Annotated in this window: 15 protein-coding genes; 6 read left to right on the top strand and 9 right to left on the bottom strand. The window is 61.5% G+C overall.

Going from position 1 to position 14,022, the window contains the following annotated elements:
- A partial coding sequence (locus tag AB5Y50_RS08440) for a zinc ribbon domain-containing protein (protein ID WP_368153423.1) occupies window positions 1-213 on the top strand: 213 nt, incomplete at its 5' end.
- On the opposite strand, the gene AB5Y50_RS08435 is transcribed toward AB5Y50_RS08440, so the two are convergent.
- From AB5Y50_RS08435 to arsC, 3 genes are all read right to left on the bottom strand, one after another.
- Complete coding sequence (locus tag AB5Y50_RS08435; RefSeq protein ID WP_233735832.1) at window positions 157-1,080, bottom strand: linear amide C-N hydrolase; 924 nt, start codon at window positions 1,078-1,080, stop codon at window positions 157-159. The genes AB5Y50_RS08440 and AB5Y50_RS08435 overlap by 57 nt on opposite strands.
- A gap of 239 nt (window positions 1,081-1,319) precedes the next feature.
- Complete coding sequence (locus tag AB5Y50_RS08430) at window positions 1,320-1,694, bottom strand: DUF2069 domain-containing protein (RefSeq protein WP_069785092.1); 375 nt, start codon at window positions 1,692-1,694, stop codon at window positions 1,320-1,322.
- Window positions 1,691-2,041 (bottom strand): arsenate reductase (glutaredoxin), encoded by a 351-nt coding sequence (gene arsC / locus AB5Y50_RS08425; protein WP_043155313.1) that lies wholly within the window; start codon window positions 2,039-2,041, stop codon window positions 1,691-1,693. Before arsC ends, AB5Y50_RS08430 begins: the two co-directional genes overlap by 4 nt.
- A gap of 60 nt (window positions 2,042-2,101) precedes the next feature.
- On the opposite strand from arsC, the gene AB5Y50_RS08420 reads away from it, so the two are divergent.
- Complete coding sequence (locus AB5Y50_RS08420; RefSeq protein ID WP_103858824.1) at window positions 2,102-2,581, top strand: TlpA disulfide reductase family protein; 480 nt, start codon at window positions 2,102-2,104, stop codon at window positions 2,579-2,581.
- Between the two features lie 133 nt (window positions 2,582-2,714).
- Here the strand turns inward: AB5Y50_RS08420 and AB5Y50_RS08415 are convergent, their stop codons facing one another.
- Window positions 2,715-4,169 (bottom strand): M48 family metalloprotease, encoded by a 1,455-nt coding sequence (locus AB5Y50_RS08415; RefSeq protein ID WP_223918331.1) that lies wholly within the window; start codon window positions 4,167-4,169, stop codon window positions 2,715-2,717.
- Window positions 4,170-4,296: 127 nt separating this feature from the next.
- Between AB5Y50_RS08415 and AB5Y50_RS08410 the strand changes: the two genes are divergently transcribed.
- The 3 genes from AB5Y50_RS08410 (at window position 4,297) to AB5Y50_RS08400 (ending at window position 6,642) form a co-directional block, all read left to right on the top strand.
- The gene (locus AB5Y50_RS08410; RefSeq protein WP_042880621.1) at window positions 4,297-4,566 is read left to right on the top strand and encodes a sulfurtransferase TusA family protein; all 270 of its coding nucleotides are present in this window, start codon (window positions 4,297-4,299) and stop codon (window positions 4,564-4,566) included.
- A gap of 22 nt (window positions 4,567-4,588) precedes the next feature.
- On the top strand, window positions 4,589-5,659 hold the full coding sequence (locus AB5Y50_RS08405) for an AI-2E family transporter (RefSeq protein WP_029314318.1): 1,071 nt from the start codon (window positions 4,589-4,591) through the stop codon (window positions 5,657-5,659).
- A 173-nt stretch (window positions 5,660-5,832) separates the two neighbouring features.
- Window positions 5,833-6,642, top strand: coding sequence for a MipA/OmpV family protein (locus AB5Y50_RS08400; RefSeq protein WP_235687595.1), 810 nt, complete (start codon window positions 5,833-5,835; stop codon window positions 6,640-6,642).
- Between the two features lie 66 nt (window positions 6,643-6,708).
- Here the strand turns inward: AB5Y50_RS08400 and AB5Y50_RS08395 are convergent, their stop codons facing one another.
- Window positions 6,709-7,515, bottom strand: coding sequence for an alpha/beta fold hydrolase (locus tag AB5Y50_RS08395; RefSeq protein WP_041212789.1), 807 nt, complete (start codon window positions 7,513-7,515; stop codon window positions 6,709-6,711).
- Between the two features lie 156 nt (window positions 7,516-7,671).
- Here AB5Y50_RS08395 and ppk2 point away from each other — a divergent pair, with 156 nt between their 5' ends.
- Window positions 7,672-8,502 carry a polyphosphate kinase 2 gene (ppk2, locus tag AB5Y50_RS08390; protein ID WP_010674253.1) on the top strand — a complete coding sequence of 277 codons (831 nt, stop codon included), beginning with the start codon at window positions 7,672-7,674 and terminating at the stop codon, window positions 8,500-8,502.
- Window positions 8,503-8,630: 128 nt separating this feature from the next.
- Here the strand turns inward: ppk2 and AB5Y50_RS08385 are convergent, their stop codons facing one another.
- From AB5Y50_RS08385 to malE, 4 genes are all read right to left on the bottom strand, one after another.
- Window positions 8,631-9,767 carry an ABC transporter ATP-binding protein gene (locus tag AB5Y50_RS08385; RefSeq protein ID WP_010674252.1) on the bottom strand — a complete coding sequence of 379 codons (1,137 nt, stop codon included), beginning with the start codon at window positions 9,765-9,767 and terminating at the stop codon, window positions 8,631-8,633.
- A 70-nt stretch (window positions 9,768-9,837) separates the two neighbouring features.
- Window positions 9,838-10,728, bottom strand: a complete 891-nt coding sequence (malG, locus tag AB5Y50_RS08380; RefSeq protein WP_010674251.1) for a maltose ABC transporter permease MalG — start codon at window positions 10,726-10,728, stop codon at window positions 9,838-9,840.
- A 12-nt stretch (window positions 10,729-10,740) separates the two neighbouring features.
- Window positions 10,741-12,396, bottom strand: coding sequence for a maltose ABC transporter permease MalF (gene malF, locus AB5Y50_RS08375; protein WP_049637099.1), 1,656 nt, complete (start codon window positions 12,394-12,396; stop codon window positions 10,741-10,743).
- 73 nt (window positions 12,397-12,469) lie between these two features.
- Entirely contained in the window at window positions 12,470-13,651 is a 1,182-nt protein-coding gene (malE, locus tag AB5Y50_RS08370; RefSeq protein ID WP_041212786.1) for a maltose/maltodextrin ABC transporter substrate-binding protein MalE, read from the bottom strand.
- Window positions 13,652-14,022 lie beyond the last annotated feature (371 nt).

The following is a 14,022-nucleotide window of genomic DNA, read 5'->3' as shown; positions in this document are numbered from 1 at the left end:
TGCGCCTGTTGTGGGCATACTGCGAAGGATAACCGCCAGACGCAAAGCCAGTTTAAATGCGCTGCGTGTGGTTATGAGGCGAACGCCGATGTGAATGGCGCTCGCAATATTTTAGCGGCGGGACACGCCGTTTTAGCCTGTGGAGGCGCGGTGCAATCAGGCCGCCCGATGAAGCAGGAACCCGGTACTGCGCGAGCAGCTATCACCCAGTAATGGGAATCCCCCTCCTGTGACGCGAAGCGCTAAGGTGGGGGAGGATGTCAAGGGTACCGAGACGTTGCGCATCACGCTCATCACCCCGGCCACCGCCTCGTTGGCCTGGTCGGTCTTTGGCAGGGTCTTGATGTAGAAGGAGGCGCGGGCAAAACGGTCCGCCGAGCGGTTGGTGCCGGGCAGCATGGTGAGACCGCCAATCTCCTCCCAGTAGTCGTTGAGGGCCAGTTGCTTGTCAAAGGTCGGCGAGTTGGTCATCACCTGATAGCTGCGGTCGTGGTAGATCTGCAGCTTGTCCCCCACGTACTGGAAGATGGCGGAATCGCCGCTCGCATCGGAGAGGGAGAGGTGCAGCTGGCCCGGCTTGCCATCCGGGGTCAGGGTGGGCACCACATAGAACTCCTCCTTCGACAGGGCCTCGACCGCCTCGGCCACGGTGGCGAAGTTGTCCAGCGCGTACTGGGCCCAGAGCGAGATGGAGAGAGTCTTGCGCGGATCCTTGTCGCTCGGGGTCACATACTCGGACTCGGTCAGATAGAGCAGGTTGGCCACCAGCCCCTTCTCGTTCATGCCGTCGGCGGTGCCTGCATCGAAGCCTGCCGCCACCACGGAGCCGTAGCGCGACGTCCACGTCATGGAGTGCGCGCCGGCCTCCCCTTCCCGCGCGATGCCACGGGGCAGCGCCCAGAGATTGGTCGGCATGGCGCTGCGCCAGTTCATGGTACGACCGGTCACCACCAGCGCTCCCTCCCCCTGATAGACGGCGCGGGTACAGGCATCGGCGAGGGAACTGACGGAGAGGGAGACGGTCAGGGCCAGCAGGGTCTTGTGCAACAGGGGAGAACGCAGGATTGTCACATGGTTCACTCGAGTCCAGTGAAAACACAAGCGTATCCCTTTTTGCATAACAGGGGCTGACTGAGACTGGCAAGCCAGGTGACAGATCTGCCAACAGAGGCGCTTCCCTGCCAATCAGCGATCAATATCCATAAATTAATCAAAGAGATAAGCAAGCCACTTCGGGGCGATACCGCCAGATGCCATTCGCTGGCTTGCGTCGGTTTCAGACACATACCCTGCCCGCCAGCAGGCGGACAGGGAGGGGCTCAGCCTTCCTTCTTGCGGATACTCAGCCCCAGCTCGCGGCCGCGCAGGCGGGCGTAATAGATGGTGCCCACAAACGCCAGGGTGGTGAGCACCAGCTCCACCACCGCCAACCACCGCTCCCCCTCATCCGTGGTGATCAGGGTCAGGGCGTGCAGGAAGTAGGGCATCAGCACGAAATTGCCCCAGGCGTGGGTGTAGGGATTGCCCTGCACTATGCCCTTGAGGGGGAAGAGCAGCGGCACCGTCCAGATCACCGGCAACAGCCAGGGGGCAAGATCCGGGTGGGGCGAGAGCCACAGATGCCAGAGCAGCACCCAGGCCAGCAGGCCGAAAAAACCGGCCAGGGTCAGCAGGCGAGCGAAGCGGGTGGTCACTTGAGGATCTCCAGCACCTGCTCGGGCGGACGACCGATGCGGGCCTGCCCGTTCTTGATGACGATGGGGCGCTCGATGAGCTTGGGGTGCTGGTGCATGGCACGAATGAGGTCATCGCCGCTCACCTCGCCGAGCCCCAGCTCCTTGTAGAGCTCTTCCTTGGTGCGCATCAGCTGTCGGGGATCCGTGAAGCCAAGCTGACTCAGGAGGGTGCGGATCTGTGCCTCGCTCGGGGCCTGCTCCAGATAGAGCACCACCTCGGGGGCGACCCCGTGCTGTTCCAGCAAGGCCAGGGTTTCACGGCTCTTGGAGCAGCGCGGATTGTGGTAGATTTGGGTCTCGCTCATGATAACTCCCTGATTAATCGCAAGATGGGACAAGAAATGGCGCTATTGTAGGGGAAACGGATGGTCAGGGTAAGCGGGAAGGCTATGGAAATGAAACGGATCTGTTGGCTGATTGTGGCAACCCTGCTGGGGGCCTGCAGCCCGGCACCCGACTTCACCGACGGCGCGGGAAAGAAGGTCAGCCTCGCGGATCTCGGTGGCAAACCGCTGCTGGTCAACTACTTCGCCCCCTGGTGCGCCCCCTGCCTGCGGGAGATGCCCTTGCTGGCAACATTGCACCAGGAAGGCCAGATCCGGGTGATCGCCATCAACTATGACCCCGCCTCCCCCGCCGAACTGACCGAGCTGGCACAGCGCCACGCCATCAGGGTTCCCCTGATGATCCCGGATGACGACGCCCGCCTCCCGTTCCCAAGGCCCGGGGCGCTGCCCACCAGCTATCTGCTTGATGCCAGGGGAACGCTGCTGGAGACCCTGGTGGGGGAGCTGGACGAGCAGAAGATAGGCGAGATAAAACGCCGCCTAGCGAGCGCCCAATAGCAGAGCCATCCATCACATTCATGTCTTCATCATCAAGATGCGTTGAAACCGATGAAAGGCCCTATTTTAGCCTGCAAAACAAGGCGGGGTGCCCCCAAAGGAGCACCCCGCTTGCCATCAACCCGCTCCGGACTCAGCCCTTGAGGCTGTCCAGATCCTTCTTGGCCCGCTCCAGCTGGGTGATACGCGCCTCGATGCGGGCCAGGGTCAGCTTGTCACTGGTGGTGCCCCGCGCCACGATCAGTTCGTCGATGGCCGCCTGGTAGTCCCCGCGCAGGGAAAGGGTCTCAGCCCGCGCCATGTGCAGGTCCGTCATTCTGCCCGCCTTGCGGTAGGCGTCCGACAGCAGGCTCCAGGCCAGGCTGTTCTCGTCGTGCTCCCGGGCATAAGGGTCCAGGATGGCGATGGACTTCTTGTAGTTGCCCCCCTCCAGATAGGCGTTGCCGAGGTTCACCACCACCACCTCGTTGTCCGGCATCCGGGTGCGGAAGCGCTCCAGTCTGGCGATGGCCTGGGCGCTGCGCCCCTTGGCGAGATCGATGTCGGTCAGGGCATCCACCACGAAGAGATCCTCCGGGTGACGAGTCGCCAGCTCCTGCATCAGGGTGTCGGCCTCGTCGGTGCGCTTGAGCTGCAACAGGGCCAGCGCCTTGCCATAGATGGCGGCATCCTTGAGGGGGTAATCCCCCTTCTGCAGGCGGCTGTCGAAGTAGGTGAGCAGCGCCTGGGGCGTCTCGGTGCCATAGCGCACCTGGATGCGCACCTTGGCCAGCCAGAAGTCCAGGCTCGGCGGCAGGGCGCGCGCGCCATAGCTCCCGGCCCGGGCACGGGCTTCGCTGATCCGGGTCTCCGGCAGGGGGTGAGTCAGCAGCATCTCCGGCGGCTTGCTGGCATAGCGGTACTCCGCCGCCAGCTTCTGGAAGAAGTTGGCCATGCCCATGGGATCGAACCCGGCGTCATACAGCGTCTTCATGCCGATGCGATCCGCCTCGTATTCGTTGTCCCGGGTGTAGTTGATGGCCGACTGCATCGACAAACCAAGCGTGGTCTGCAAGGCCGCGATGCCAGCGGTGGGGTTGATCACCGCGAGTGCAATGGAGCCCACCAGGCCGGCCAGGGTCATGGCGGAGCTGCTCGCCTGTGCCTCCATGTAACGGGCGATGTGACGCTGGGTCACGTGGGTGATTTCGTGGGCCAGTACCGAGGCCAGCTCGCTCTCGCTCTCGGCGTAAAGGAAGAGGCCGGTGTGCACCTTGACCCGGCCACCGAGGAAGGCCGCCGCGTTGATGCTGGGATCATTGATGAGGAAGAAGGTGAACGGGAAGCGCACCCCGTCGGCATTGGTCAGCAGCCGCTGGCCCAGATCGTCGATGTATTCGTTGAGCACGGGGTCATCGATGATGGGCAGGCCCGCCCGGGCAAAACGCATGAAGGCGTTGCCATAGCGCACCTCCTGCTCGATGGGCAGTGCGGCGACCCCGGCGGTACCGATGTCGGGCAACTGGTTGCTCCCCTGGGCGTGGAAGGTCGCCCCCATCAGGGTGACCAACAGGGGAAGCGATGCTATCAGGGGGGAAAAACGTGCCACGTTATCTCTATCTCCAATCAGACCCCAGCGGGCATCGGCAGAATACCCTTGCCATTCAAGGCCCACAAGCGTTGTTTCATCCTCTCATCACGGCCATAATGACCGCCACGCACGAGATGGAGTTCTCATGGAACAGCTCGACCTGACCCCCTGGCGTTGTCCCGAGCCCCTCATCCGGCTCAAGCTCTGGTTGCGCCAGGCCCGGCCCGGTCAATCCGTGTGCATCCAGCTCGGGGATGCAGGCTCCCGGCAGGACATTCCCGCCTATCTGCGCCGTCAGGGTCACCATGTCCAGACCCGGGAAGAGTCAGCTGCCCGCCTCTCCCTGCTGCTCGTCGTTGCCCGTCCCCCTCGGGACGCCCTGCTCGCCCCCGAGCCCATGCCACCCACCCCGTGAGCCGCCATTCAAGGAAGCCTCGATGTTAGATGTATTGAAGCGCTGGTATCAGACCCGTTTTTCCGACCCCGATGCCGTCACCCTCTTCCTGCTGCTGGTCTTCTGCTTTGCCGTGCTCTGGCTGTTTGGGGATCTGCTGGCACCGCTGCTGGTGGCCCTGGTGATGGCCTATCTGCTGGAGTGGCCGGTGAGTCGCCTGCAACGAGGCGGCCTTTCTCGCACCGTCGCTACCAGCCTGGTCCTGCTGTTGTTCATCACGGTGACGACCCTGATGCTGCTGGGCCTCATCCCGACGCTGGTGAGCCAGGGGGTCAACCTGGCCAAGGAGGCCCCCGCCATGCTGGCCCATGCCCAGGACTATGTCCGCACCCTGCCGGAAAAATACCCCGAGATCATCGACGTCAGCCTGGTGGAAACCATCATCGACAACATTCGCCAGCGCATCCTGACCGGCGGCGAACAACTGGTGAGCGCCTCTTTGAGCTCCCTCATCAACGTGGTGGCCATCCTCATCTACGCCATCCTGGTGCCCCTGATGGTCTTCTTCATGCTCAAGGACAAACAGGTGCTGATGGGAGGCCTGCGCCGCTTCCTGCCCCGCAACCGCACCCTGGTGAACCGGGTCTGGGTGGAGATGAACGACCAGATCATCAACTACATCCGCGGCAAGGTGATCGAGATCGTCATCGTCGGCATCGCCACTTATGTGCCCTTCGCCCTGATGGGATTGCGCTACTCCGCCCTGCTGGCGGTCGCGGTGGGCTTCTCCGTGCTCATCCCCTATATCGGTGCCGCCGCGGTGACCGTGCCGGTGGCCATGGTGGCCCTGTTCCAGTGGGGGCTGACCCCCGACTTCGCCTGGCTGATGGTGGCCTATTTCGTGATCCAGGCCCTCGACGGCAACCTGCTGGTCCCCCTGCTCTTCTCCGAGGCGGTCAACCTGCACCCGGTGGCCATCATCATCGCCGTGCTGGTGTTTGGCGGTCTGTGGGGCTTTTGGGGCGTCTTCTTCGCCATTCCCCTCGCCACCCTGGTCAAAGCGGTGCTCAATGCCTGGCCCAAGCGGGAAGATCTCCCCCGCCCCGCCCCCTGACCCTGGCAAGGGGCGAGGCCGGGTCTCGCCCCTTCCAGATACCGGCCACCAGCAGCACCTCCGTGACGCTGGCTCATGCTTGCCTTGTCGGGTTTAATTGAAAACCGACATCCGTTTGACTTGCTACGCCGGTCTGATTCGTTCCCACGCCCACCCACCGACAAGGCTCTGTCATGCCCCCACTCCCTGCCCTGCGCCATGCCTCTCTGGGTGCCTTTCTGGCACTGCTGTTCTGTTCTCCCGTCCGGGCAGACCTCGATATCGGGGCCCTCAGCGCCTTCTCCAGCGACAGCCCTGACAGCACCATTCCCAAGGGGCTGGTGCTGGGCGGGGCCGTCATCGGCGGTCAGGCCCGTTACCAACACCAGGACGATACCCTGATGCCCATCCCGGGGGCCCTCTATTTTGGTGACAACCTGATGTATCTGGGGGATCGGGCCCGCTACTACCTGAGCCGGGATGGCAACCTCTCGACCTATTCCTTCGGCCGGATGCGCTTTGGCAACCTGGACCCGGACGACGATCCCTTCCTCCATGGCATGGAGAAGCGCAAGGGGCAGTTCGAGGCCGGTGTTGGGGCCGATCTCATCACTCCCTACGCCCTCTGGAGCGTGCGGGCCACCACGGATGTGACCGGTACCAGCAACGGTCAGAAGCTGATGCTGTGGGCCAACTTCCCCATCATCCGCGGCCCCCTGCTGCTGATGCCGGGAGCCGGCGTGATGCTGCGCAGCCACAACCTCGCCAACTACTACTTCGGCGTTGTCTCGCAAGACGAAGCGAGGGCGGACAGGCCGGCGTGGAACACGGGCACCACCCTCTCCCCCATGGTCTCCCTCATCGGCAGCTATCGCTTCAGCGCCAACTGGATTGGCGGCTTTGGCATCAACTACGAGCGCTACGACGATGACATTGCGGACAGCCCCATCGTCCAGCATCAGGGAGAACTCTATGCAGGCTTCGGGGTGGGCTACATCTGGTAGCCCCATCCGGACTGGACAACAAAAAAGGAGCCCATGGCTCCTTTTTTACGGCTATCCGGCGCAGCGTCACCCTGCCACTTCGGCGAGAAATTCGGCGAGCGCCTGGTTGATGAACGCGGGGTTCTCCAAGGTCGAGATGTGACCAGCCCCCGGGATCTCCCTGAACGGGCACCCCAGCACCTCGGCCATCAGATACCCCTCCAGCACAGGGCGAGCCTTGTCCTCGCACCCCGTCATCACCAGTGCGGGCAGCCTCATCTCTTCGAGCCAGTCGATGCGATCCTCCCGGGTCACGAAGCTGCGCCCCACCGCCACCAGGCTCGCCACCTTGTCGGCGGGCCATTGGGCCAGCCGGGCCTTGAAACCGGCCATCAGGGCCGCGTCCGGTTGATGGGCGAAGAAGAGCGGCGCCACCTGATCGGCGATGGGCGCAGGAACGGCGCCGACCTGCTCGATCATCGCCAGCATGCCGAGATAGCGCTCGCAGGTGATCTGGGGTTCAAGGCCGACGAAGCTGTCCATCAGCACCAGGCCCTTGAGGCGAGCAGGCGCCATGCGCGCCAGCTCCACGCCCCACATGCCACCGATGGAGAGCCCCACCAGCACGCACTCGTCGATGCCAAGGGCATCGAGCAGCGCCAGGTGATCCCGGGCCAGGGTCGCAAGGGTGCAGGGCCCCTCGGGCAGCACATCGGAATCCCCGTGACCCCAAAGCTCGGGCACGATGCAGCGATACTGCCCCTTGAGGGCCTCGATTTGCGGTGCCCACATGGCACTGTCCCACAGGTAGCTGTGGCCAAAGAGCAGTGCCGGACCCTGCCCCTCGTCCAGATAGGCCATGCGGCGGCCCGCTATCTCCATAAACTGCTTCATGTTTTCTCCTGTTGCCAGCGGCGATGAAACTGGCTTTCCTGTTTTTCTGTTGCCAGCGGCTGATGAGGCGGCAGTGTAACACGCCACCCTTGGCAGGGGTGCCCGCCTGGTGCAAGCTGGAGAGACTCACAACGAGGAGTCACCAAGGAGAGGATGATGGCCAAGGAAAAGAGCAAGAAACGCCCCCGTCTGGACAAGAAGACCTACGAACATCACCTCGCCCACCTGCAGGAGGAGCTGGTCAAGTTGCAGGAGTGGGTCAAGCAGGAGGGGCTCAAAGTGGTGGTGCTGTTCGAGGGGCGCGACGCCGCGGGCAAGGGGGGCGTCATCAAGGCGATCACCGAACCCCTCAACCCCCGGGTCTGCCGGGTCACCGCCCTGCCCGCCCCCTCGGATCGGGAGCGTACCCAGTGGTACTTCCAGCGCTACGTGGCGCACCTGCCCTCGGCGGGCGAGATGGTGCTGTTTGATCGCTCCTGGTACAACCGGGCCGGGGTCGAACGGGTGATGGGCTTTTGCAGCGACGACGAGTATCGCGAATTCCTGCGTGCCTGCCCCGAATTCGAGCGGATGTTGATCCGCTCCGGCATCACCCTCATCAAATACTGGTTCTCGGTCAGCGACGAAGAGCAGGAGAAACGCTTCAAGGAGCGCATCAACACCCCCATCAAACGCTGGAAGTTCAGCCCCATGGATCTGCAGTCCCGCTCCCGCTGGGTGGAGTATTCCCGCGCCAAGGATGACATGTTCACCTACACGGATACCGAGGATTGCCCCTGGTTCGTGGTGGACGCCGACGACAAGCGCCGCGCCCGCCTCAACTGCATCTCCCACCTCCTTGGCAAGGTGCCCTACGAGGCGATCCACTACGAGCCCATCACCCTGCCCCCCATCAAGACCGAAGGCTATGAGCGCCCGCCGCTCACCAGCCAGCACTTCGTGCCGGACGTCACCGCCGCCCTCGAGTCAGACAAGCACGGGCAGTAGACGGGCCCCGGCCAGCCGCACCCGCTGGCCGGAACCCGGGCTTCGGATGACGGGCAATAAAAAGCCGGTCTTGCGACCGGCAAAAGGCATTGAACGTATAGAAAGGAAAACCTGGCACTCTCGCCCTCTCAGGCGCGGATATATTTGGCCGTGCGCGGGAACGCCTGTTCTTTGGCATCGAACAGGTAGCAGGCTTCGGCCGGGATGCCGACGCTGTACTCCTGGCCGGTGGCCACGTCGATGTCGGAGCTCGCCTTGACGGTGAAGTCGTGACCATCCACGTCCATGTAGACGAAGGATTCTGCCCCCAGGTGTTCGGCTACCTGCACCACGCCGCTCACGCGGCTGTCGGCATGGGCATGACCCAGCGGCACCAGGTGCTCGGGGCGAATGCCCAGCTCCACCTTGTCACCCACCGCGCCGCGACGGGCATCCACCCGGGCACGCACGGTATCGCCGGAGGTGAGCTTGACCACGCACTCCTGCTCGCCGATCTCCACCAGCTCGCCCGCCAGGAAGTTCATCTTGGGGGAGCCGATGAAGCCCGCCACGAACTTGTTGTCCGGGTTGTGGTAGAGCTCGAGGGGGGTGCCGAACTGCTCCAGGTTGGTGGCCGCCTCGCCCTTGAGCGGGCTCAGCACCACGATGCGGTTGGCCAGCGTCATGGCCTCCACCTGGTCGTGGGTCACGTAGATGATGGTGGAGTTGAGCTCCTTGTGCAGCTTGGCGATCTCGATACGCATCTTGACCCGCAAGGCGGCGTCGAGGTTCGACAGCGGTTCGTCAAACAGGAACACCTGCGGCTGCTGCACGATGGAGCGGCCGATGGCCACCCGCTGACGCTGACCGCCAGAAAGGGCCTTGGGCTTTCTGTCCAGCAAAGGCTCGAGACCCAGGATCTCGGCGGCGCGCATCACCCGCTTGTGGATGTTCTCCTTGTCCATCTTCTTGAGCTTGAGGCCAAAAGCCATGTTCTCGTAGATGTTCATGTGCGGGTAGAGGGCGTAGGACTGGAACACCATGCCCACGTTGCGCTCCACCGGCGGCACGTCGTTCATGTAGCGCCCGCCGATGGTCAGCTCGCCGCTGGTGATGTCTTCCAGACCCGCGATCATCCGAAGCAGGGTGGACTTGCCGCAGCCGGACGGGCCGACGAAGACGATGAACTCCCCTTCCTTGATGTCGAGGTTGATGCTGCGCAGGGTGTCCTTGTGGACAGCCGGGTCGTAATTTTTGCGAACGTTGTTGAGTACTACTTCAGCCATGTCGAGCTCCGCTCTTGAATCTTTGCAAATCGTGATGACGGGGGGAGCCAGCTCCCCCGGCCATGAACCGTTAACCTTTCACGCCGCCTGCGGTCAGACCACCCACCAGCCAGCGCTGGGCGAGCAGGAAGACGACCGTGATGGGGAAGCCTGACAGCACGGCGGCTGCGGCGAAGTCACCCCACAGGTAGTTCTGCGGATAGAGGTACTGCTGAGCCCCGACCGCCAGGGTCAGATTGTTCACATCCTGCAACAGGATGGAGGCCATGGGCACCTCGGTGATGGAGCCGATGAAGGCCAGGATGAACACCACCGCCAGAATGGGCACCGACAGGGGCAGCAGGATCAGGCGGAACGCCTGCCACGGAGTAGCGCCATCGATGGCCGCCGCCTCCTCCAGGGAAGAGTCGATGGTCTCGAAGTAGCCCTTGATGGTCCAGACGTGCAGGGCAATGCCCCCCATGTAGGCCAGGATCAGGCCGCCGTGGGTGTTGAGACCCAGCCAGGGGATGTAGTCACCGATCTTGTTGAAGAGCGCGTAGATGGCCACCAGTGCCAGCACCGCCGGGAACATCTGGAAGATCAGCATGCCCTGCAGGATGGTGGACTTGCCACGGAACCGCAGACGGGCGAAGGCGTAGGCACAGGTGGTGGAGAGCACCACTATCATCAGGGCGGTGATGCCCGCCACCTTGATGGAGTTCCACAGCCAGGTCAGCACCGGGAACGGCGGCGGCGTGATGCTGCCATCGGCGTTGGTGATGGACATTCCGAGCGCCAGCTTCCAGTGATCCAGGGTCGGATTGGTGGGGATGATCTCCCCCACCGAGAAGTTGCCGTTACGGAACGAGATGGCGATGACCATGATCAGCGGGAAGATGATCAGTGCCAGGAAGCCCCACATCACCAGGTGGGTTGCCCACACCCGGTATTTGACTGATTTGGGTTGTACGATTGCCATGTTGAAGCCTCCTTACAGTTGCTTGTCGGCTTTGGACAATTTCAGGTTGAGCAAGGCCAGCGCACCCACGATGAGGAAGATGGCGGTGGCGATGGCACTGGCCAGACCGTAGTCCTGACCACCCGAGCCCTGGAACGCGATCCGGTAGGTGTAGCTCACCAGCAAGTCGGTGGTCCCGGCCGGCGTGGTGGCCCCGATGATGTCCGGCGCCCCGTTCGTCAACAACTGGATAAGTACGAAGTTGTTGAAGTTGAAGGCAAAGGATGCAATCAACAGCGGTGTCAGCGGCTTCATCAAGAGCGGTACGGTGATCTTGAAGAAGTTCTGTACCGGCCCCGCCCCGTCCATGGCAGACGCCTCGTAGAGATCTTCCGGAATCGCCTTGAGCAGGCCCATGCAGAGGATCATCATGTAGGGGTAACCGAGCCAGGTGTTGACGATGAGGATCATCACCTTGGCCAGGAAGGGATTGGTGTACCAGTCCGGCTTGATGCCGAAGGCCGCTTCCAGGAACAGGTTGATTTCACCGAAGTTCTGGTTGAACAAGCCCTTGAACACCAGGATGGAGATGAACGCCGGTATCGCATAGGGCAGGATCAGCATGACCCGGTAGAAACCACGCCCCCTGAGCTGCTCCCACTGCACCAGACACGCCAACACCATGCCAATCGCCAGGGTGAACGCCACCGAACAGGCGGAGAAGATCACGGTCCAGACGAAGATCTGCATGAAGGGACTCTGGATACCCGGGTCCGTCATGATGCGCATGAAGTTTTTCCAACCCACGCTCACCACGAAACCGGGGGCAATGCCCTTGCCGACGAAGTGACCTTCCGCATCGATGTACTGGTAGAAGCCGGTGTCACCGTTGGGCTGCATCAGCTCGCCGCTCTGGTTGTCACGCAGCAGGTTGCTGTCCTTGATCATGACGCCGGACTTGAGCACGGCGCCGTCGACCAGCTGGGTATAGAGCTGTTTCTGGGCGGCGAACTTGCGCAGGCTGCTCAGGGTCAGATGGATATTGCCTTCGGGCAGTACCACATCCAGGGCACTCAGGTGGGTGCGGTGATCGACGATGGCACGAATGGGCGCCGCCTTGTCGGTCGCCTCCCCGGCCAGGGGTTGCAACTGAACAACCTGGGGCTCGTCACGGACCCGTCCTTCACGGACGGCCAGGGTACGCGCCTTGTTGTTCAGCAAGGTAAGGGGTTGACTGATAAAGGATTGGTCGTCCTGTTTCAGCAGCAGCTGAAACTGATTGTTCTCACCACCCAGGAGGGTGAAATCGAATTCACCGCCGGTCACCTTGTAGGTTTTTTTCAGATGGTAATCCCGTGCCTGCTCAAGGGAGAGCAAGTTGGATCCCGAATAGTTGGTGAAGGCGATGCCGATCGTGTAGGCAAGAGGGAAGATGATAAAAACAACCATGCCTGCCACACCGGGGAAAATATAACGGTGGGCATAGGTCTTCTTGTTCATGAAGACATAGAGACCGACGGAGACGACCACCAGATCGAGCAGGGCAAATACCCACTCGCCGCTGGCATACATCATCACGGCCGCATAACCATTAAGCACTGCGATCAGTGCCGCCATGGTCCATTTCAGCCAGACGTACTTGTCTTTCTTCGGACCGGCATAGGATTCGATAGAAGGTACTACTTCCATGCCAATTAACCTTTATTGCGCCAAGAGAGATTGAGAGAGTGGGAGGCCCGAAGGCCTCCCGGGTAGTGCATGCTTACTGGACGATACGCTTGGCAGCGGTATCCAGGGCTTCGTCAACACCCTGACGGCCAGAGGTGATGTTCTTGAGGGCGGTTTCGAAGGAGGACCAGAAACGGCTCATCTCGGGCACGGACGGCATCGGTTCGCCGTTCTGGGCGTTCAGCATGGTGGCCTTGATGTTGGGGTCGGCTTCCAGGGTCTTCTGGAAGGACTTCAGGGCCACGGCACCCAGCGGCTTGTCGGCGTTCATCGGCGCCAGACCGGCATCGGTCAGCAGGTAGTTCTCGAGGAACTCGATGGCCAGATCCTTGTTCGGGCTGGCGGCGTTGATGGTGGCACCCAGTACGCCAACGAAGGCCTTAGCGGGCTTGCCTTTCAGGGTCGGCAGCTGGGCTACGCCATACTTGATGCCGCTCTTGTCCAGGTTGCTCCAAGCCCAGGGACCGTTGATCATCATGGCCACTTCGCCCTTGTTGAACTTGGCGTCCATCACACCGTAGTCAATGCCCTTCTCCAGGTGACCGGATTTGATCATCTCGGAGATGTAGCCGACGCCGGCCTTGGCACCTGCGTTGTTCACGCCGGTGTCTTTGACGTCATAGCCGGTGGCGGTCTTCTTGAAGGCGTAACCACCGTTGGCAGCCACCAGGGGGTAGCTGAAGTAGGGGGTGTCATAGGCCCACATGATGGCGCGCTTGCCATTTTTCTTCAGGTCTTCGTCGATCTTGGCGATCTCTTCGAAGGTCTTCGGCGGGTTGGGCAACAGATCCTTGTTGTAAATCAGGCTGACGGCTTCTACCGCGACCGGGTAGCCATAGGTCTTGCCATCGACGGTCATGGCATCCCAGGCGAATTGCTCGAACTTGGCCTTGGTGGCGGTATTCGGGGTCACGGGAACCAGCAGACCGGACTTGACCCACTCACCGTAACGGTCGTGAGCCCAGAAGAAGATGTCCGGGCCGTTGCCGGTGGCGGCGGCTTGCTGGAATTTGACTTCAACCTGATCCGGGTGGGCGACGGTGACCTTGATGCCGGTTTCGGCTTCAAACTTCTTGCCGACTTCGGCCAGGCCGTTGTAGCCCTTGTCACCGTTGATCCAGATGGTCAGCTGACCTTCATCAATGGCAGCAGTGGCAGAGCAGGCCACGCCCAGGGTAGCCAGACCGATCAGGGATGACAGCAATTTCTTTTTCATGAGCCTTTCCTTGTATTAGTTCCGCGCTGTAAGAGCATTGTGTGCAGATGCATATTATCCCAAGCAGTCAATGCCTCACATGACACGCCTCGCATTTTTGAAATGCAATTACGTATTTTCTTCCAGAAAGTTATGAAAACATTTTCTTATTTCAGCGACTTAGGAAGGGATATCCCCATATTTTTGCCAAGATATGGAAATTAAATTACAGAAAGGAAATCAATTTACGTCATTGAAAGGGATTTCACCCCACTGAAAACCCTTTCATTCCCGATATTTTGTTCAATGTGTTAACAAAAGTACTGAGGTGGTTTCCATCTACATCACCCCCTTAAATAAAAAGGCACCGGAGCGGACTCCGGTGCCTTTTT

This window comes from Aeromonas sp. s6, assembly GCF_040907815.1.
Classification (GTDB): Bacteria; Pseudomonadota; Gammaproteobacteria; order Enterobacterales; family Aeromonadaceae; genus Aeromonas; species Aeromonas caviae.
Note: the sequence above shows the minus strand (reverse complement) of the source record. Positions and strands in the feature narration are given on the sequence as shown.

Bases quoted from the DNA above. Each gene is read 5' to 3' on its own strand.
- malE (WP_041212786.1), bottom strand. From the start codon at position 13,651: ATGAAAAAGAAATTGCTGTCATCCCTGATCGGTCTGGCTACCCTGGGC.
- AB5Y50_RS08395 (WP_041212789.1), bottom strand. From the start codon at position 7,515: ATGAAGCAGTTTATGGAGATAGCGGGCCGCCGCATGGCCTATCTGGAC.
- AB5Y50_RS08420 (WP_103858824.1), top strand. From the start codon at position 2,102: ATGGTCAGGGTAAGCGGGAAGGCTATGGAAATGAAACGGATCTGTTGG.
- AB5Y50_RS08410 (WP_042880621.1), top strand. From the start codon at position 4,297: ATGGAACAGCTCGACCTGACCCCCTGGCGTTGTCCCGAGCCCCTCATC.
- AB5Y50_RS08385 (WP_010674252.1), bottom strand. From the start codon at position 9,767: ATGGCTGAAGTAGTACTCAACAACGTTCGCAAAAATTACGACCCGGCT.
- malG (WP_010674251.1), bottom strand. From the start codon at position 10,728: ATGGCAATCGTACAACCCAAATCAGTCAAATACCGGGTGTGGGCAACC.
- arsC (WP_043155313.1), bottom strand. From the start codon at position 2,041: ATGAGCGAGACCCAAATCTACCACAATCCGCGCTGCTCCAAGAGCCGT.
- malF (WP_049637099.1), bottom strand. From the start codon at position 12,396: ATGGAAGTAGTACCTTCTATCGAATCCTATGCCGGTCCGAAGAAAGAC.
- AB5Y50_RS08400 (WP_235687595.1), top strand. From the start codon at position 5,833: ATGCCCCCACTCCCTGCCCTGCGCCATGCCTCTCTGGGTGCCTTTCTG.
- AB5Y50_RS08405 (WP_029314318.1), top strand. From the start codon at position 4,589: ATGTTAGATGTATTGAAGCGCTGGTATCAGACCCGTTTTTCCGACCCC.
- ppk2 (WP_010674253.1), top strand. From the start codon at position 7,672: ATGGCCAAGGAAAAGAGCAAGAAACGCCCCCGTCTGGACAAGAAGACC.